Annotated in this window: 19 protein-coding genes; 7 read left to right on the top strand and 12 right to left on the bottom strand. The window is 73.0% G+C overall.

Annotated elements, in window-relative coordinates:
• Positions 1–78: 78 nt before the first annotated feature.
• From ACZ7EC_RS10655 to ACZ7EC_RS10640, 4 genes are all read right to left on the bottom strand, one after another.
• Positions 79–1,041, bottom strand: a complete 963-nt coding sequence (locus tag ACZ7EC_RS10655) for an electron transfer flavoprotein subunit alpha/FixB family protein (RefSeq protein ID WP_471060584.1) — start codon at positions 1,039–1,041, stop codon at positions 79–81.
• A 53-nt stretch (positions 1,042–1,094) separates the two neighbouring features.
• Positions 1,095–1,880 carry an electron transfer flavoprotein subunit beta/FixA family protein gene (locus tag ACZ7EC_RS10650; protein ID WP_471060581.1) on the bottom strand — a complete coding sequence of 262 codons (786 nt, stop codon included), beginning with the start codon at positions 1,878–1,880 and terminating at the stop codon, positions 1,095–1,097.
• 229 nt (positions 1,881–2,109) lie between these two features.
• Entirely contained in the window at positions 2,110–2,619 is a 510-nt protein-coding gene (locus ACZ7EC_RS10645) for a flavin reductase family protein (protein ID WP_471060578.1), read from the bottom strand.
• Positions 2,620–2,827: 208 nt separating this feature from the next.
• Positions 2,828–3,127, bottom strand: a complete 300-nt coding sequence (locus tag ACZ7EC_RS10640) for a TlpA family protein disulfide reductase (protein ID WP_471062011.1) — start codon at positions 3,125–3,127, stop codon at positions 2,828–2,830.
• A gap of 329 nt (positions 3,128–3,456) precedes the next feature.
• On the opposite strand from ACZ7EC_RS10640, the gene ACZ7EC_RS10635 reads away from it, so the two are divergent.
• Positions 3,457–4,185 (top strand): lysophospholipid acyltransferase family protein, encoded by a 729-nt coding sequence (locus ACZ7EC_RS10635; protein ID WP_471060575.1) that lies wholly within the window; start codon positions 3,457–3,459, stop codon positions 4,183–4,185.
• Between the two features lie 79 nt (positions 4,186–4,264).
• Here the strand turns inward: ACZ7EC_RS10635 and ACZ7EC_RS10630 are convergent, their stop codons facing one another.
• The 4 genes from ACZ7EC_RS10630 to ACZ7EC_RS10615 all read right to left on the bottom strand — a co-directional run bounded on the left by ACZ7EC_RS10630 (position 4,265) and on the right by ACZ7EC_RS10615 (position 8,221).
• Positions 4,265–4,852 (bottom strand): transglutaminase-like domain-containing protein, encoded by a 588-nt coding sequence (locus ACZ7EC_RS10630; RefSeq protein WP_471060573.1) that lies wholly within the window; start codon positions 4,850–4,852, stop codon positions 4,265–4,267.
• An 86-nt stretch (positions 4,853–4,938) separates the two neighbouring features.
• Complete coding sequence (locus tag ACZ7EC_RS10625; protein WP_471060570.1) at positions 4,939–6,009, bottom strand: threonine aldolase family protein; 1,071 nt, start codon at positions 6,007–6,009, stop codon at positions 4,939–4,941.
• Positions 6,006–6,770 (bottom strand): SDR family NAD(P)-dependent oxidoreductase, encoded by a 765-nt coding sequence (locus tag ACZ7EC_RS10620; RefSeq protein WP_471060568.1) that lies wholly within the window; start codon positions 6,768–6,770, stop codon positions 6,006–6,008. The genes ACZ7EC_RS10625 and ACZ7EC_RS10620 overlap by 4 nt, the downstream gene beginning before the upstream one ends.
• A gap of 53 nt (positions 6,771–6,823) precedes the next feature.
• A complete protein-coding gene (locus tag ACZ7EC_RS10615) occupies positions 6,824–8,221 on the bottom strand; it encodes a DUF6421 family protein (protein WP_471060565.1) in 1,398 nt (465 codons plus the stop codon).
• 393 nt (positions 8,222–8,614) lie between these two features.
• Between ACZ7EC_RS10615 and ACZ7EC_RS10610 the strand changes: the two genes are divergently transcribed.
• Complete coding sequence (locus ACZ7EC_RS10610; protein WP_471060561.1) at positions 8,615–9,298, top strand: glycerophosphodiester phosphodiesterase; 684 nt, start codon at positions 8,615–8,617, stop codon at positions 9,296–9,298.
• 22 nt (positions 9,299–9,320) lie between these two features.
• On the opposite strand, the gene ACZ7EC_RS10605 is transcribed toward ACZ7EC_RS10610, so the two are convergent.
• A complete protein-coding gene (locus ACZ7EC_RS10605; protein WP_471060558.1) occupies positions 9,321–9,863 on the bottom strand; it encodes a GNAT family N-acetyltransferase in 543 nt (180 codons plus the stop codon).
• A gap of 72 nt (positions 9,864–9,935) precedes the next feature.
• Here ACZ7EC_RS10605 and ACZ7EC_RS10600 point away from each other — a divergent pair, with 72 nt between their 5' ends.
• Positions 9,936–10,328 carry a VOC family protein gene (locus ACZ7EC_RS10600; RefSeq protein WP_471060555.1) on the top strand — a complete coding sequence of 131 codons (393 nt, stop codon included), beginning with the start codon at positions 9,936–9,938 and terminating at the stop codon, positions 10,326–10,328.
• A gap of 147 nt (positions 10,329–10,475) precedes the next feature.
• Here the strand turns inward: ACZ7EC_RS10600 and ACZ7EC_RS10595 are convergent, their stop codons facing one another.
• Positions 10,476–11,060 (bottom strand): MarR family winged helix-turn-helix transcriptional regulator, encoded by a 585-nt coding sequence (locus tag ACZ7EC_RS10595; RefSeq protein WP_471060552.1) that lies wholly within the window; start codon positions 11,058–11,060, stop codon positions 10,476–10,478.
• The gene (locus ACZ7EC_RS10590) at positions 11,057–12,721 is read right to left on the bottom strand and encodes an FUSC family protein (protein ID WP_471060550.1); all 1,665 of its coding nucleotides are present in this window, start codon (positions 12,719–12,721) and stop codon (positions 11,057–11,059) included. Before ACZ7EC_RS10590 ends, ACZ7EC_RS10595 begins: the two co-directional genes overlap by 4 nt.
• A gap of 146 nt (positions 12,722–12,867) precedes the next feature.
• Between ACZ7EC_RS10590 and ACZ7EC_RS10585 the strand changes: the two genes are divergently transcribed.
• From ACZ7EC_RS10585 to ACZ7EC_RS10575, 3 genes are all read left to right on the top strand, one after another.
• The gene (locus ACZ7EC_RS10585) at positions 12,868–13,446 is read left to right on the top strand and encodes a DUF5134 domain-containing protein (RefSeq protein ID WP_471060547.1); all 579 of its coding nucleotides are present in this window, start codon (positions 12,868–12,870) and stop codon (positions 13,444–13,446) included.
• Positions 13,447–13,578: 132 nt separating this feature from the next.
• Entirely contained in the window at positions 13,579–14,514 is a 936-nt protein-coding gene (locus tag ACZ7EC_RS10580) for a M56 family metallopeptidase (RefSeq protein ID WP_471060546.1), read from the top strand.
• Between the two features lie 256 nt (positions 14,515–14,770).
• Positions 14,771–15,439: a TetR/AcrR family transcriptional regulator gene (locus ACZ7EC_RS10575; RefSeq protein ID WP_471060543.1), complete on the top strand. Its 669-nt coding sequence runs from the start codon at positions 14,771–14,773 to the stop codon at positions 15,437–15,439.
• Between the two features lie 161 nt (positions 15,440–15,600).
• Here ACZ7EC_RS10575 and ACZ7EC_RS10570 read toward each other — a convergent pair whose 3' ends face one another.
• Positions 15,601–16,110 carry a DUF6214 family protein gene (locus ACZ7EC_RS10570; RefSeq protein ID WP_471062009.1) on the bottom strand — a complete coding sequence of 170 codons (510 nt, stop codon included), beginning with the start codon at positions 16,108–16,110 and terminating at the stop codon, positions 15,601–15,603.
• 193 nt (positions 16,111–16,303) lie between these two features.
• On the opposite strand from ACZ7EC_RS10570, the gene ACZ7EC_RS10565 reads away from it, so the two are divergent.
• Entirely contained in the window at positions 16,304–17,638 is a 1,335-nt protein-coding gene (locus tag ACZ7EC_RS10565) for an FAD-dependent oxidoreductase (protein WP_471060540.1), read from the top strand.
• Positions 17,639–17,653 lie beyond the last annotated feature (15 nt).

Genomic DNA, 17,653 nt, shown 5'->3' with positions numbered 1-17,653 from the left:
CCCCCGCACCGCCTTCAGGATGCACCGAGGCCCCCGTGACCGCGCGGGTCACGGGGGCCTCGGACAGCTTCCCGGCGATCAGCCCTTGCGGGCCTTGACCTCCTCGGTGAGCTGGGGCACCACGTCGAACAGGTCGCCGACGACGCCGTAGTCGACCAGCTCGAAGATCGGGGCCTCGGCGTCCTTGTTGACGGCCACGATGGTCTTCGAGGTCTGCATGCCGGCGCGGTGCTGGATCGCGCCGGAGATGCCGTTGGCGATGTACAGCTGGGGCGAGACCGACTTGCCGGTCTGGCCGACCTGGTTGGTGTGCGGGTACCAGCCGGCGTCCACGGCGGCACGCGAGGCGCCGACGGCCGCGCCGAGCTGGTCGGCGAGGGCCTCGATGATCGCGAAGTTCTCGGCGCCGTTGACACCGCGGCCACCGGAGACCACGATCGCGGCCTCGGTCAGCTCCGGGCGGCCCGTGGACTCGCGCGGGGTGCGCGCGGTGACCTTGGTGCCGGTGGCCTTGTCGGAGAAGGTCACGGCGAGGGCCTCGACCGCGCCCGCGGCCGGGGCGGCCTCCACGGCGGCCGAGTTCGGCTTGACCGTGATGACCGGGGTGCCCTTGACGACACGGGACTTGGTGGTGAAGGACGCGGCGAACACCGACTGGGTGGCCACCGGCCCCTCGTCGCCGGACTCCAGGTCGACGGCGTCGGTGATGATGCCGGAACCGATGCGCAGCGCCAGGCGGGCGGCGATCTCCTTGCCCTCGGCGGAGGACGGGACCAGCACGGCGGCCGGGGAGACGGCCTCGTAGGCGGCCTGGAGGGCGTCCACCTTCGGCACGACCAGGTAGTCGGCGTACTCGGACGCGTCGTGGGTGAGGACCTTCACCGCGCCGTGCTCGGCGAGGGTGGCGGCGGTGTCGGCGGCGCCGTTGCCCAGTGCGACGGCGACGGGCTCGCCGAGGCGGCGGGCCAGGGTCAGCAGCTCGAGGGTCGGCTTGCGGACGGCACCGTCCACGTGGTCGACGTAGACGAGGACTTCAGCCATGGGATTGCTCTCCTGCGTAACGAAGTTGAGGGGCGGTCGGCGGGCGCGAACCCTTAGATGAACTTCTGGCCCGCGAGGAACTCAGCGAGCTGCTTGCCGCCCTCGCCCTCGTCCTTGACGATGGTGCCGGCCGTGCGGGCCGGACGCGCGGCCGCGGTCTCGACCTTGGTGAACGCGCCCTCCAGGCCGACCTCTTCCGCCTCGATGTCGAGGTCCGACAGGTCCCAGGACTCCACCGGCTTCTTCTTGGCCGCCATGATGCCCTTGAAGGACGGGTAGCGGGCCTCGCCGGACTGGTCGGTCACGGAGACCAGGGCCGGAAGCTGCGCCTCCAGCTGCTCGGAGGCGGCGTCGCCGTCGCGGCGTCCCTTGACGGTGCCGTCCTCGACCGAGACCTCGGACAGCAGGGTGACCTGCGGGACACCGAGGCGCTCGGCGACCAGCGCCGGGACGACGCCCATGGTGCCGTCGGTGGAGGCCATGCCGGAGACGACCAGGTCGAAGCCGGCCTTCTCGATGGCCTTGGCCAGCACCAGGGAGGTGCCGATGGCGTCCGTGCCGTGCAGATCGTCGTCCTCGACGTGGATGGCCTTGTCGGCACCCATCGACAGGGCCTTGCGGAGCGCGTCCTTGGCGTCCTCGGGGCCGACCGTCAGCACGGTGACCTCGGCGTCGTCCGCGTCCTCGGCGATCTGGAGCGCCTGCTCGACCGCGTACTCGTCCAGCTCGGAGAGCAGACCGTCCACGTCGTCGCGGTCGACGGTCAGGTCATCGGCGAAGTGCCGGTCGCCAGTGGCGTCGGGCACGTACTTCACAGTGACAACGATCCTCAAGCTCACGCCGGCTCTCCTACTGCATCGTGATTTCCTGGCTGCCTCTTGCAGGCAGCATAGGCGCCTGAAGCGGCCGATCCCGGTCGGGGCGTCAGCGCGCTCCGACCGGAATATTACTCGTCAGTACACTCAGTTCATCCCCGCTAAGCAAGCGCTTTGAACTGTGACCTTCGCAACGCAGCGTAATCGGAACTCGACGGCCGTGCGGAGGAACGGGACGTGATCCGCGCCGCACTCAGTCGCGCAGCGCGGTGAAGCGGCCCTGGTGGTAGAGGAGGGGGCGGCCACCGCCGCTGGGGTCGCCGAGGACGACCTCGGCGAGCACGATCCGGTGGTCGCCCGCGGGAACGCGGGCGACGATCCGGCAGACCAGCCAGGCGAGCACGTCGTCGAGCACGGGCACCCCCTCGGGGCCGTCGTGCCAGACGGTGGGCGCGCCGAACCGGTCGGCGCCGCTGCGCGCGAAGGTGGCGGCCAGTTCGCCCTGGTGCTCGCCGAGTATGTGGACGCCGATGTGGTCGGCCTCGGCTATCGCGGGCCAGCTGGAGGCGCCGGTGCCGATGCCGAAGGAGATCATCGGGGGCTCGGCGGAGACCGAGGTGAGGGAGGTGGCGGTGAAGCCGACCGGTCCGGCGGCACCGCGCGCGGTGATCACCGCGACACCGGCGGCGTGCCGGCGGAAGGTGGAGCGCAGCAGATCGGGAGAGGCGAGCCGGGGGGTGCCGAGTTGGGGCAGGGCCGTCATGGAGTTGTCCTTCTGTTCGGGAGGGCGAGCGGGACCGTGGCTGCTCAGCGGCCCGGACAGCGGGCGCTCGCGGTGCGCGCGAGGTCGACGTGGGCCCGCCCGTGGAGAAGGAGTTCGGTCGGCATACGGTCAGGCTGACGATAGGTGGCGCGCACAGTCAAGTGCGGTCCGGGAACTGGGATGTCTCTCACCCGGTGCTGAGTACCCCTCACACCGCCTCCCCCAGCGCCGCGATGACATCGGCCTTGCGGGGCTGCCCGGCGGCGCGGCGGACTTCCCTGCCGTGCGCGTCCAGCACCAGGACGGTGGGGGTCTTCAGGACCCCGAGGGCGCGTACGAGGTCGAGGCGGGCCTCGGCGTCGATCTCGACGTGGGTGACGCCGGGCACCATCGCGGCCACCTCGCCCAGGACGCGCCGGGTGGCGCGGCAGGGCGCGCAGAAGGCGCTGGAGAACTGGACGAGGGTGGCCCGTTCGCCGAGCGGGCCACCGAGCCGGGACTCGTCCAGCCCGGCCGCGCCCCGTCCGGCTTCGCGTCCGCCTGCTTCGGCGTCGTCGCGCCCGTTCACCGTGCCCTCCGCTCCGCCGCGGGTGCGGCACTTCAGGGGCGCCCGCTTCTGCGGGCGTGCGGATTCAAACAACCGGCGCGCCGTCAGGATTCCCGGCGTCCGGGTGAATCCGGGCGGACGTGACGAGGATCTCGCCGCGGCCGGGCACCAGAACTGGCCACCCGTACGTTCTTGGGGCACGATCTGCGAGACGCCGTAAACCTACGGCCGCGTAACTTGTCCGCCGGGAGCCCCTTTCCCGAGCAGAGCAGAAAGGGTTCACCCCACTCATGGCAGAGCTGGTCTACCGTCCCGTCATCGGATTCGCCAAGACGCTGTTCAAAGCCTGGGACCTGAAGATCGACTGCCAGGGGTCCGCGAACATCCCGCGCTCCGGCGGCGCCGTGCTGGTGAGCAATCACATCAGCTACCTGGACTTCATCTTCAACGGTCTGGCCGCCCTGCCGCAGAAGCGCCTGGTGCGGTTCATGGCGAAGGAGTCCGTCTTCCGCCACCGGATCTCGGGTCCGCTGATGCGCGGCATGAAGCACATCCCGGTGGACCGCGGGCAGGGCGAGGCCGCCTACGCGCACGCGCTGGACTCGCTGCGTTCCGGTGAGGTCATCGGCGTCTTCCCCGAGGCCACCATCTCGCAGTCGTTCACCCTCAAGAGCTTCAAGTCGGGTGCGGCCAGGCTCGCCCAGGAAGCCGGAGTGCCGCTGGTCCCGATGGCGGTGTGGGGCACGCAGCGGCTGTGGACCAAGGGGCATCCGCGCGACTTCAAGCGCAGCCACCTGCCCGTCACCATCCGCGTGGGCGAGGCCATGGAGGCGGCGCGCGACCAGTACGCCGGGGTGATCACCCGCCGGCTGCGCGAGCGTGTGCAGGAGCTGCTGGACGCGGCGCAGCGCGCCTATCCGGGCCGCCCGAAGGGCCCCGAGGACTCCTGGTGGCTTCCGGCCCACCTGGGGGGTACGGCACCGACGGCGGACGCGCTGCGGATGGCCGACGCGCACTGAGGCGCGCGCCGGTGCCGCCGATGTGCGGCGGCCCGCCGTAGGGCAACTCGGCGCGGAGGTTCGCCACTTCACCAGGGCGTCACGGGGCGCTCGGCAGTGCCCGGCTCAGGGCCGCGCGGTCGGGGGCGGTGCGCAAGGCGGCGAGGACGGCCGGGTGCGCGGCTGCGTACAGCAGCGGATGGTCCAGTTCGCCCGCGGCGGGGTCGGGGGTCCACACGAGCCGTTCGCCGGTCAGCGAGAACCGCGCGCCGGCGCCGGGTCTGCCGCCACGCGGGTCCTGGCGGTGCCAGGCACCGTGGAAGCGGACGGCGACCAGACCGTGCAGCACGTGGCCGTCGCCGTCGCGCAGGCGCTGGTAGCACAGGGCCGTCGGGATGTCCTCGGCGCGCAGCAAGGCCGTCAGCGCGTGTGCCTTGGCGTGGCAGATGCCGGTGCGTCGCGTGAGCACGTCGGAGGCGCGCCAGGTGACACGGGGGTCGCCGGTGTCCGCGGAGTGCGGGACGGTGTCGCGCACGAACTCGTAAGCGAGGCGCGCATAGGCATACGAGTCGGTCGCGTCGGTCGCTAGCCGGGCGGCCGTCTCCCTGACCACCGGATGGTGATGGTCGACGACCTCGTCGGCGGCCAAGTAGGCGGAGAGGTCCGCGGTTTCCTGGATCGGCTGCATGACCGCAGAGCATAGGAATGCGGCCGCCTGAGCGTCAATGACTTTTCAGGTGACCGCATACCTATGCATTTCTTCGGGCGCCTGGTTCAGCGCGCCATCTCCTCCTTGACCGCCGCAACGAAGGCGTCGACGTCCTCCTCCGTGGTGTCGAAGGAGCACATCCAGCGCACCGTGCCCGCGGCCTCGTCCCAGAAGTAGAAGCGGAAGCGCTTCTGGAGCCGCTCGCTCACGTCGTGCGGAAGCCGGGCGAAGACGCCGTTGGCCTGCACCGGGTAGAGGATCTCCACGCCGTGCACCGCGCGCACGCCCTCGGCGAGCCGCTGGGCCATCTCGTTGGCGTGCCGGGCGTTGCGCAGCCACAGGTCCTTGGCCAGCAGGGCCTCCAACTGCACCGAGACGAAGCGCATCTTGGAGGCGAGCTGCATGGACAGCTTGCGCAGGTGCTTCATCTTCCGCACCGCGTCCTGGTTGAGGACCACGACCGCCTCGCCGAAGACGGCGCCGTTCTTCGTCCCGCCGAGCGAGAGGATGTCGACGCCGGCCGCGCTGGTGAACGTGCGCATCGGCACGTCCAGGGAGGCGGCCGCGTTGGCTATCCGGGAGCCGTCCAGATGCACCGTCATGCCGTGCGCGTGGGCGTGCTCGCAGATCGCGCGGATCTCGTCGGGCGTGTAGAGCGTGCCCAGCTCGGTGGACTGGGTGATCGAGACGACCTGGGGCATCGCCCGGTGCTCGTCCTCGAAGCCCCAGGCCTGCCGGTCGATCAGCTCGGGGGTGAGCTTGCCGTCCGGCGTGGGCACGGTGAGCAGCTTGAGCCCGCCCATCCGCTCGGGCGCCCCGCCCTCGTCCACGTTGATGTGCGCGCTCTCGGCGCAGATCACCGCGCCCCAGCGGTCGGTGACCGCCTGGAGCGCGACCACGTTCGCGCCGGTGCCGTTGAAGACCGGGAAGGCCTCCGCGGTGGCGCCGAAGTGGCTGCGGATGATCCGCTGGAGGTTCTCGGTGTACTGGTCCTCGCCGTAGGCCACCTGGTGGCCGCCGTTGGCCAGGGCCAGGGCGGCCAGCACCTCCGGGTGCGCCCCGGCGTAGTTGTCACTGGCGAAACCGCGGACCTCCGGGTCGTGATGGCGACGCGCGTCGGTCTTGGGAGGGTTCACGGCTTCTCGGTCAGCCACAGACGGTTTCCGTTCAACTCGGCGGCGGACTTGCTCCAGACGCCCTCGATGGCCTCGGCCAGGTCCTTGACGTCCGTGAAGCCCGCGAACTTCGCGTTGGGGCGTTCGGCGCGCATCGCGTCGTGCACCAGCGCCTTGACCACCAAAATCGTAGCCGCCGACGTCGGGCCCTCGGCGCCCTCCGCCTTGCCCGCCTTGCGGAAGTAGTCGGCCATGGCCAGCGTCCATGCCTCGGCCGCGGCCTTGGCCGCGGAGTAGGCGGCGTTGCCCGCGGTGGGCTTGGACGCGCCGGACGCGCTGATCAGCACGTAGCGGCCGCGGTCGCTGCGCTGGAGGGCCTCGTGGAAGGCGAGCGAGGTGTGCTGCACGGTGCGCACCAGCAGCATTTCCAGGAAGTCCCAGTCGTCGAGACTGGTCTTGGTGAAGGTCTCGCTGCCGCGCCAGCCGCCGACCAGGTGCACCAGGCCGTCGACGCGCCCGAAGTCCTTCTCGACGTGCTCGGCCCACTCACGGGTGGACTGGAGGTCGAGCAGGTCCACGGTGTCGCCCGTGACCGTGGCCCCGCCGGAGGCGTAGCGGGCCGCGTCCACGGCCTCCGACAGCCGCTGCGGGTCGTTGTCCGCTCCGACGACGGTCGCCCCGGCCTCGGCCAGGCGCAGCAGCGTCGCCCGGCCGGCGGGTCCGCCCGCGCCGGCCACCGCGATCACCGCACCGCTGAGCGCCCCGTTCGACCCGTTCCCCATGTTCTTCCCCTCTTCGGCAGTGGCAGTGATGTGTGTGGTCGCCGCGTCGTCCGTCACGCGGCGAGCCGCTCGGTGCTGTCCGCCGTGATGCCCTTGGTGGAGGCGATCACGTTCTTCAGCTTCTTGGACAGGGCCTCGAAGAACATGCTCAGCGGAAACTCGTCCGGAAGCACGTCGTCGACCAGCTTGCGCGGCGGCAGGGTCAGGTCCAGGGCGTCGGGACCCTTGGCCCACTTGGAGCCGGGGTGCGGGGCGAGGTACTCGGACACCAGCTGGTAGCCCGCGAACCAGTGCACGAGCTTGGGGCGGTCGATGCCGTCCCGGTACAGCTTCTCTATGTCGGCGCACAGCTGGTTGGTGACCTGCGGGGCGCGCTCCCAGTCGATGGAGAGCTTGTTGTCGGTCCAGCGCACGACGTCGTGCTTGTGCAGGTAGGCAAAGAGCAGCTGGCCGCCGAGACCGTCGTAGTTGCGCACCCGGTCACCGGTGACGGGGAAGCGGAACATGCGGTCGAACAGCACCGCGTACTGCACGTCACGGGCCTGCGGAACACCGTCGGCCGCCAGTTTCACGGCCTCCTTGAAGGCGGTGAGGTCGCAGCGCAGCTCCTCCAGGCCGTACATCCAGAACGGCTGGCGCTGCTTGATCATGAACGGGTCGAACGGCAGGTCGCCGTGGCTGTGGGTGCGGTCGTGGATCATGTCCCAGAGCACGAACGCCTCTTCGCAGCGCTTCTGGTCGTGGACCATCGCGGCGATGTCCTCGGGCAGCTCCAGCCCCAGGATGCCGACGGCGGCGTCGGTGACGCGGCGGAAGCGCGCGGCCTCGCGGTCGCAGAAGATGCCACCCCAGGAGAAACGTTCCGGCGCCTCACGGACGGCGATGGTCTCCGGGAAGAGGACGGCCGAGTTGGTGTCGTAGCCCGAGGTGAAGTCCTCGAAGGTGATGCCGCAGAACAGCGGGTTGTCGTACCGGGTGCGCTCCAGCTCGGCCAGCCACTCGGGCCAGACCATGCGCAGCACGACCGCCTCCAGGTTGCGGTCCAGGTTGCCGTTCTGCGTGTACATCGGGAAGACGACCAGGTGCTGGAGGCCGTCCACGCGCCGCGCCGCGGGGTGGAAGGCCAGCAGGGAGTCCAGGAAGTCCGGCACCCCGAAGCCGCCCTCGGCCCAGCGGCGGAGGTCCTCGACCACGGCCTCGTGGTAGGCGGCGTCGTGCGGCAGGAGCGGCGAGAGCTGCTCGACGGCCTCGGCGACACGGCGCACGGCGGCCTCCGCGTCGCCCCTGGCGGGCGCGCCCTCGGCGTCGAAGTCGATCGAACCGTCCGCCGACTGCCATGGCCGGATCTGCTCCACGGCATCCTTGAGCATGGGCCAGGCGGGGTGCTCAACCACCCTGGCCTGCGAAGAAACATGCCCCTCCGCACCCGGCTGCACAAGAATTTCCGTCATTTCCCATCCTCCACGGCAGAACCTCGCGTATGGACACCGTATGCATACCCTGATTCCCCCATCAAGAGGCGACGCAGGAGATTTTGCTGTCCAGAGACATGGTCACCGACATTTTTCCTGCCGTAAACCGTGACAGCGCTCACTTTCGACCGTCGGGCCGGGGACTCGGGAGGGGTGATATCCGGCCTGTCAAGCGCGCGGGGACTCGCCCACGCGTGGGTGAAGCCGCGCGGGGGTAGCAGCCAGTCACCGTCCGGGGCGCGCCCAGTTCGTCCGCGCGCATGCGGGTTCATCACGGGTCGGGGCCGTTAGGCTGCCACCTGCCCGCACGGACGACGGCGTCCGCCCGTCGCCGCGCGTGCCGAGCCGCCGTCGACGGAAGCGAGTCGAACCTTGAACTTCCTTACCATCGGTCACCGCGGGGTCATGGGCGTGGAGCCCGAGAACACCCTTCGCTCCTTCGTCGCCGCGCAGCGGGCCGGCCTCGACCTGATCGAACTGGATCTGCACCTCAGCAAGGACGGCGCCCTGGTCGTCATGCACGACGCCGAGGTGGACCGCACGACCGACGGCTCCGGGCCGATCGCCGAGAAGACCCTCTCCGAGCTGCGCGCGCTGGACGCGGGGCGCGGGGAGCGGGTGCCGGTGTTCGAGGAGGTGCTGGACGCGGTGGACACTCCGCTCCAGGCCGAGATCAAGGACGCGGCGGCGGCGCGGGAGCTGGCGCGGGTGATGCTGGAGCGCGACCTGGTGGGGCGGGTGGAGGTGTCCTCGTTCCACGACGAGGCGGTCGCCGAGATCGCCCGGCTGGTCCCCGGAGTGCGCACCGCGCTGATCGCCGGGCGCTACGGCCCCGAGGTGGTCGAGCGCGCGGTCGCCGTGGGCGCGCCGACCCTGTGTCTGGACATCCGCCGGCTCACCCTGGAGACGGTCGAGCACGCGCGGGCGGCGGGGCTGCGGATCATCGGCTGGACGGTCAACACGCAGGACCATCTGCGGCTGGTCCGCGCGCTCGGGCTCGACGGGGCGACCACGGACTTCCCGGAGATCAAGCGCACCGGCCGGTTCACGGCGTAGGCGGTGCGCTCCCCGGCCGCGCTCAGCCGAGCTTCTTGACCAGCAGCTCGAACTCCAGGTCGGCGCGCTGCGGGATGCCGAAGCGCTCGTCGCCGTACGGGAACGGGGACATCTTTCCCGTACGGCGGTAGCCGCGGCGCTCGTACCAGGCGATGAGGTCCTCCCGCACGGAGATCACGGTCATGTGCATCTCGGTGACGCCCCAGGCCGCACGGGCCTGGCGCTCGGCCTCCGCGATGACGGTCTTGCCGAGACCCGCCCCCTGGAGCGTGGGGCTGACCGCGAACATGCCGAAGTAGGCGTGCTCACCGCGGTGTTCGAGCTGGCAGCAGGCGACGATACGGCCGTCGCGCTCGACGGTGAGCAGCCGGCTGTCCGGCGACTTGATCACTTCGAGGACGCCCTCGGGGTCGGTGCGCTGCCCCTCCAGGATGTCCGCCTCCGTGGTCCACCCGGCCCGGCTGGCGTCACCGCGGTACGCCGACTCGATCAGCACGACCAGCGCGTCGACGTCGGCGTCGGTGGCGTCTCGGAAGGTGAGGCCGGGGGCGGCGGCGCTGTGCATGGGGGCGGTTCTCCGATCTCGGGTGTGGCCGGGGCTGGGTCGAGGGTATCTGTGCCACTAGGCTGCGCGGGCATGGTGCATGTGCTGAGCAGCCGGACACTTCTGCGACCCACCGACCCCGAGCGCAGCCGCGACTTCTACGGCGAGCGGCTGGGCCTGCCCGTCTACCGCGAGTTCGGCACGGGGCCGGAGCGGGGGACGGTGTACTTCCTCGGCGGTGGCTTCCTGGAGCTCTCGGGCCGGGGTACGGCTCCCCCGTCGCCGTCCGTCGTGCTGTGGATGCAGGTCGAGGACGTGACGGCGGCGCACGAGGAACTCCGTGCGAAGGGCGTCGAGATCACCCGGCCGCCGGTGAAGGAGCCGTGGGGCCTGATCGAGATGTGGCTCGCGGATCCGGACGGCACACGCATCGTCCTGGTGGAGGTCCCGGCGGACCATCCCCTGCGGCACCGGGCCGGGATCTAGGGTCTCTCGTCCGGATCATGCCGGACGCGGGGCGGGGCCACGAAGGCGGACCTCCCAGCCCCTGGGGCAACCGCGGTTCCCCAGGGGCACGGGGAACCGCGCGACCGGCCACGGCGCGCCCGCACCCGGCCTACGACGTGCGGCGCCCTACCCCGCGCCCCCGGCCCGCAGCGCCCCCATGCGGCCCTCCAGCCGGCCCAGCAGCTCCGCCAGCAGACCGGCCAGGTCCCCGCGGCCGGCCGGGTCCAGCACCGACAGGACCGCGGTCTCGTAGGCGAGCTGGTCGGGCAGCACTCCGTCCACCAGGTCCCGGCCCGCGTCGGTGAGGCGGACGTGGGCCACCCGCCGGTCACGGGTGTCGCCGCGCCGTTCCACGAGCCCCCGCTCGGTCAGCTGCTTGATCCGCTTCGTGACCGCGGCCCCGGAGGAGAACGTCTCCCGCGCCAGCTCCCCCGGTGTCAGCTCGTGCCCGGTGCGCCGCAGCGCGCCGAGCAGGTCGAACTCGGCGCGGTTGAGCCCCGCCCGGCGCAGCGGCGCGTCCTCGGCCTGCTGGAGCAGCGCCGCGCACCTGTTGATCCGCCCGATGACCTCCATCGGCCCGGTGTCCAGCTCGGGATGGACGGCCCGCCACTGCCGTACGACCGCGGCGACCGTGTCGGCCGCGGACGCCTCGCGCCGCGCCGCCGTGCCGCTCGCGTCCCCGGCTGCCGGTGTGCCGTTCCTCGCCGTCATGGCCGTATGTCCTCCGTCGTCGTACCCGCGTCACGCCGGCGCGGGGCGAGCCCCTGGCGCCGTACTGTCGCCGCGAGCGTACGGTGTCCGGACTGTTCGGCGAGCACCACCCGGTCCTCGGGCAGGGCACGCTGCCACCACTCGCCGGCCGCCGCGTCGGCGGTGGCGCGCAGCTCCACCAGGGCGGCGGCGAGCCCGCGGCGGGCGCCGTCCAGGGCGCGCGGCTGAGGGTGCGCCTCGGCGAGCAGCCGGGCGGCGTGCTCGCGGGCGCGTTCCGCCTCGGTCAGCGCGTGTTCCAGGCGGTCGCCCGCGCGCCGGTTGGTGACGGCGACGGCCGCGACGATACCGACGAGGGCACCGATGAGGGTGTCCACGACCCGGTCGGTCATCAGCTCAGTGGCGTTCTGGCCGCGCGCGAACTCGGTGACGAGCAGCGCCATCGGAGTGACGCAGATGCTGCCGAGCCAGTAGTTGCGGGCCATCAGCGCCTCCGCGCCGAAGTTCAGGGCGGCGCAGCACAGCACCAGGGCCACCCCGTTGAGGTGGGCGAGCGGGGCGAGGACGGCGAAGACGAGGACGCCGAGGACGTTGCCGACGACGCGCTGCACGCCCCGGCGCCAGGTCAGGGTGACGTTGGCCTGGTAGAGCGAGGCCGCGGTGACCAGCGCCCAGTAGGGGCGGCCGACGCCGAGGGCGAGGGAGGCGTACCCGGCGAGGGCGCAGCCGATGGCGGTGCGGGTGGCGAGCGGGGCGAGCGGCGCGAGGCGGTGCCGCAGCGAGGGGCGCGGCAGGGCCAGCTCGGTGTCCAGGCCGAGGAGTTCGCCGGCGTGGTCGCCGGGGATGTCGAGGCTCAGGGTGCGGCGCGGACCGCGCAGCTGCCGGGCCCAGGCGCGCAGCCGTGCCGGGTCGGTGTCGGCGGGGGCGGCGAGGGCGACCTCGGCACGGACGAGGAGCCGTTCCAGGGCGCGCCGCGTGGAGTCGGTGCGGTCGCCGACGGCGAGCAGCGACTGCCAGGCTGCGTGGATGGCGGCGGCGCTCGCGGCGCGGGCGGCGGCGTGCCCCGCGCCGGTGCCGCGGGTGTCGGCGTAGGCGGCGGTGGCGCTCAGGGCCCCCGCGGTGGCCCGGCGCTCGGGGCCGTGCGGTCGGACCAGGCCGGGCGCCATGCCGACCAGCCAGGACCAGGCGCCGGCCGCGAACACGAGTCCGAGGTGGCCCGGCACCTGGCCGAGGGTCTGCGGGGCGAACAGGGAGGCCGAGCTGATGAAGGCGAAGACCACGTTGGCCGGCGGGCCGATCCGGGTGGCGTCGCACACGGCCTTCTGGATCGCCGCGAGCACGGCGCCGACGGTCACGAGAAGGACGGCGTCGGAGGTGAGCGAGGCCGTGACCAGGGCGACGGCGACGCCGGCGGCCATGCCGAGCACCACCCACACCAGGAGCCGGGCCCGCGCGGCGTAGGGCCGGTTGTGGCCGTAGAGGGCGCACAGCGAACCGGCCATCGTGTACATGGCGAGGTCGAGGCGGCCGAGCGCCAGCAGGATCAGGTTGGGCGGGGCGACCGCGACGACCACGCTCAGGGCGGGCTTGAACCAGATGTCCGAGGGGCGGCCGAGGCGGAGGAGCCCGGAGAGGGGGAGACGGGGACGGGGCGCGCTGCTCATCCTTCAAATTTAGCATGTGTTTTACCCGTGAAAGATTTACGGTCGTGCTCCCACCCGCGCTCCCGTGCTCCCCCGTGTGTCCGCATGCGCCCCGTCCCGGCTGGGCATCGCATCCCTCGACCGACCGTCGAGCGGGGGAGGTACCCGTGCACGGACCCGTGTCGGCCGCCTGGTTGCTGGTCGCGCTCTGCGCGGCGACCGGGGCCTACTGCCTGCTGCGGATGCGCAGCGCCGTCGAGGAGCAGCGCCGGTCGGCCGGCGGAGAGGCGCTGATGGGCTTCGGCATGGCCGCGATGGCCGTACCGGCGGCGGCCTTCTCCCCGCCGGGGTGGGCCTGGCCGGTGTACGCGGCCGTCTTCGGCCTGGCCGCCCTGCGCGCCCTGTGGGCCGCGCGCCGCGACCGGCATCATCTGCACCACCTGGTGGGCACCGCGGCGATGGTCTACATGGCGGCCGCGATGGCCCTGGCCCCGCCCGCCGCCCACTCCATGGAGGGCATGTCCATGGAGGGCATGCACGGCGGCACCGGGGTCCCCGCGGTGACCGGCGCGCTGCTCCTGTACTTCACGGGGTACGCCCTGCTGTCCGGTGCCCGCCTGATCCCGGCCACCGCCTCCCCCGGCGGCCCCCCGCCGCCCGCCCACTGGGGCGACCGCCCGGAACTGGCCCGCGCGTGCCGGCTGTCGATGGCGATCGGGATGGTGGCGATGCTCCTGGCGATGTGACGCCGGGAAGGTCCACCGCGACGGGGAGTCGCCCGCAAGGGCGTCCGCGGGTCGGGCCCGGCGCGTTGCCTGCGTCACTTCGGCGTGAACGACCGTACCGCCGGGCGGCCCGGCGCTCATAAGGTGCTGCCCATGATGGTCCCGGTGGCCCTGTTGGTGCTCGGCGTCCTCACCGCCGTCCTCGGCCCGCGACTGCTCGCGCGCGCCGACTGGCCGGACCGCGAACCGGTCGTCGCCCTGTGGGCGTGGCAGTGCGTCGTGGCGGCCGTGCTGCTGTGCTGCGCGCTGTCCATGACGCTGAGCGCCGCCGCGGCCTGGGCGCCGGTGCGCGGGCAGATGTTCGCGCGGGCACCGCGCGCGGTCGTGGACGCGTACGCCCTCGGCTCCGCCAGCCCGTGGGCGGCCGCCACCGCCGTGCTGCTGGCCTGCGCGGGGCTGTGGAGCGCGGCCATGCTGGTGCGGGAGGTCGTGCGGTCCCGCGCGCGGCGGCGGGCGCAGCGGGCCGAACTCCTCGTGCGCGCACCGCTGTTGCCGGGCGAGGAGTCAGGAGGGGGCCGGCTCGTGGTGCTGGAGGACCTGCGCCCCGACGCCTGGTGGCTGGCCGGTACGACGCCCCGGCTGGTGGTCACCACGGCCGCGCTGCGGCGCCTGAAGGGGCATCAGCTGGACGCGCTGCTGGCCCACGAGAGGGGGCACGCGCAGGCGCGGCACGACTGGCTGCTGCACTGCTCGGCCGCGCTCGCGGGCGGGTTTCCCCAGGTGCCGGTGTTCGCCGCGTTCCGGGACGAGATGCACCGGCTGGTGGAGCTGGCCGCCGACGACACGGCCTCACGGCGCTTCGGCCGGCTGACGACCGCGCTCGCGCTGGTCGGACTCAACGAGGAGCGGGGCGTGTTCGGCCCCGGCCCGACCCCCGAGGCACATGTGCCGCAGCGGGTCGACCGGTTGCTCACCCCGCCCGACCGGCTCCCCGCCTTGCACCGGCTGCGCCTGACGGCGACCGCCGCGCTGGTGCCGGCGCTCCCGGTGCTGCTGGCCCTGGTGCCGGGGCTGCGGGCGCTGGGCTGACAGCGGCGCGGCTCGCCCCCCGCCGCCCTCGGCTCGCCCCCGGCCGCTCCTCGACCCGCCATCCGACCGTCCTCGGCCGCCGGAGTCCGAACTGCAAGGAACTGCAAGGAGCGGTAAGGGAGTTGCGGGAGAACGGCACCGTCTGCCGAGGTGATCCCCCGCGTCACCCCGGCAGACGGCAGCCCGGAACGCGAACCATGGGTTCCGGACGCGTTGAGTATAGTTGGCTGGCAGCCAGTCAATGCAGGAGTCCAGCATGTCCCCGCGAAGCGCCTCGGTCAATGAAGAGTTGCGAAGGCGTTCCCGCGAGCGGCTGCTCCAGGCCGCCGTGGAACTGGTGGCGGAGCGGGGCTTCGAGGCCACGACGCTCGGCGACATCGCGGACCGCGCCGGCTCCGCCCGCGGCCTGGTGTCGTACTACTTCCCCGGCAAGCGCCAGCTCGTGCAGTCCGCCGTGCACCGGCTGATGCACCGCACGCTGGAGGAGGCGCTGGAGCGGGAGCCGCGCAGCGAGGACGGCCGGGAGCGGCTGGCCCGCGCCGTCGACGCGATCCTCGGGCTGACCCGCGACCATCCCGTGCTGATGCGCCAGCACATGGCGGGGCTGCTCCAGGCCGAGGGCTTCGTGGAGTGCCCGGAGCAGCGGCGGCTGTCCGAACTGCTCGGCGACACCGTGGCCCGGTACGGCTCCGCGGACGTGCGGGCCGACTATCCGATGCTGCGGGCCCTGCTGATGGGCGCGGTGTACGCGGCCCTGGTTCCGGGGGTGCCCATGCCGGTCCCGGCCCTGCGCGCCGAACTGTTCCGGCGCTACGGGCTCGACTGGGAGCTGGGGGTGCCACCGGAGCAGGACACTGGGCACGGGGCCGCGGGGCGCGATCTGTCGCGGTTCTTCGCGACCGGGGAGCGCGCGGAGGAGTCGTAGCGGGCTCGGGGCGCGGGCTGGGCGGCGTTCCCGGCGCCTCTCGTTTGGATCACGCCGGGCTCGCGGGCTCTGGCACCGCGCCAGGCTCCGCCCAGATCCGGCCTGGTCCGGCTTGATCCGCCCTGATCCGGCCTGATCCAGGCTGGTCCGAACGAAGGACGCTAGCGGCGGACGTGCCGCGGAGTCAGCAGGCCCGCGTCGCGGGCGCGGGCGATCAGGCCGAGGGCACGGCGGCGGCCGTGGCCGGTGGCCCGCATCACGGCGAGCACCGGGTCGGCGCCCGCCTCCTGCGCGGCGCGGTACTCACGGGCGAGCAGCAGCCGGCCCTCGGCACCGCGCGGCCAGACGGGGCGGGCCCGCCGCCGGAGCGCGAGCGCGGGGCCGGGGGCGAGGGCGTCGTGGTCGGCCGCCGGTGCCCCCGCCCGGCCCGCGGCCCGCTCCCCCGCCCAGAACGCCTCCAGCAGCGGCTCCTCCAGCCAGTCCGCGAGCACGGTCAGGTCGTCCAGGGAGAGCGCGGGGCGGGCCCGGACCTCCTCGACGCAGACGCTGCCCCCGTCGCGCACGACGGCCAGGGCGTCCACCACGGCGCCGTCGGGGAACTCCAGCCGGGCGTACAGCCAGGACAGGGTGCCGCCGTGCTCGCGCACCTCCCACGCGGGCCACACCGACAGCGCGCCGTCCTCCGCGTTCCGCTCGGAAAGATCAAGAAAGGATGCTTCGAGCACCTGCGCAACGTATCGGCGCGCCCGCCCGCCATCCGGTGGGACACGCGCCCGCGTCACCCGGCGGGCCCTGCCTTCGTGAGCCCGCCGGTGGGATCCTGGAGGCGTCCGCGCACTCTCCTCTCGCCGTCAGGAGTACACCGTGCTGCGAGTCGCCGTCGTCGGATCCGGACCGAGCGGGTGCTATACCGCCCAGCACCTCGTGCAGCAGGACCCCGAGGTGCGCGTGGACGTGCTGGACCGGCTGCCGTGTCCGTACGGACTGGTCCGGTACGGCGTCGCCCCGGACCACGAGAAGATCAAGTCGCTTCAGTCCAGCCTGCGTACGGTGCTGGAGCACGAGCGGGTGCGGTTCCTCGGCGGGGTGCGGGTGGGCGGGCCCGGCGGGGTGCCGGTGAAGGTGCTCCGCGGGCTGTACCACGCGGTGGTGTACTGCGTGGGCGCCGCCACCGACCGCCACCTCGGCATTCCCGGCGAGGAGCTGCCGGGCAGCTGGTCGGCGACCGAGTTCGTGGCCTGGTACAGCGCGCACCCGGACGCGGCCGACGCGGGCTTTCTGCGGGGCGTGCGCTCGGCGGTGGTGATCGGCGCGGGCAATGTGGCGGTGGACGTCACCCGGATGCTGATGCGCGGCGCGGCCGAGCTGCGGCCGACGGACATGCCGCAGGGAGCGCTGGAGGCGCTGGAGGCGAGCGGGGTCGGCGAGGTGCGGATGGTGGCGCGGCGCGGCCCCGCGCAGGCCCGCTTCACCACCAAGGAGCTGCGGGAGCTGGGTACCCTGCCCGGCACCCGAGTCGTCGTGGAACCGGGCGATTTGGCGCTCGATCCGGCCGATCCCGAGACGCTGCCCGCGGTGCAGCGGCGCAATCTCGATGTGCTGCGCGGCTGGGCGGAGCAGCCCTTTTCGAGAGCCGGCCGGCACATCCGGCTGCGGTTCTTCCTGCGGCCCGTGGAGCTGCTGGCGGACGGCGGCCGGGTGGGCGCGGTCCGCTTCGAGCGCACGGCGCCGGACGGGCGGGGCGGGGTGACGGGGACGGGGCGGTACGAGGAGATGCCCGCGCAGCTGGTGCTGCGCTCGGTGGGCTATCGCGGGGTGCCGCTGGAGGGGCTGCCGTTCGACGAGGCGAGCGGCACCGTCCCGCACGCGGCGGGGCGGGTGGTGCGCGGCGGCGCGGCCTCGTCCGGTGAGTACGTCGCCGGGTGGATCAAGCGGGGTCCTTCGGGGGTGATCGGCACCAACCGGCCCTGCGCCAAGGAGACGGTGGCCTCCCTGCTCGCGGACGCCCCCGAGCTGGCGCGCGCCGAGGTGCCGCGGGACGCGGTCCCGGCGCTGCTGGCGGCCGGGACGGAGCCTGTGGTCTGGGACGGCTGGCGCGCGATCGAGCGGGCGGAGGCCGAGCTGGGCGCGCGGCTCGGCCGGGGCGTGGTCAAGCTGGCCGACTGGGACACCCTGCTGGCGGTGGCCGGGTCCTCGTAGCCCCCGGAGCGCGCG

This window comes from Streptomyces sp. NPDC037203 (assembly GCF_055605065.1).
Note: the sequence above shows the minus strand (reverse complement) of the source record. Positions and strands in the feature narration are given on the sequence as shown.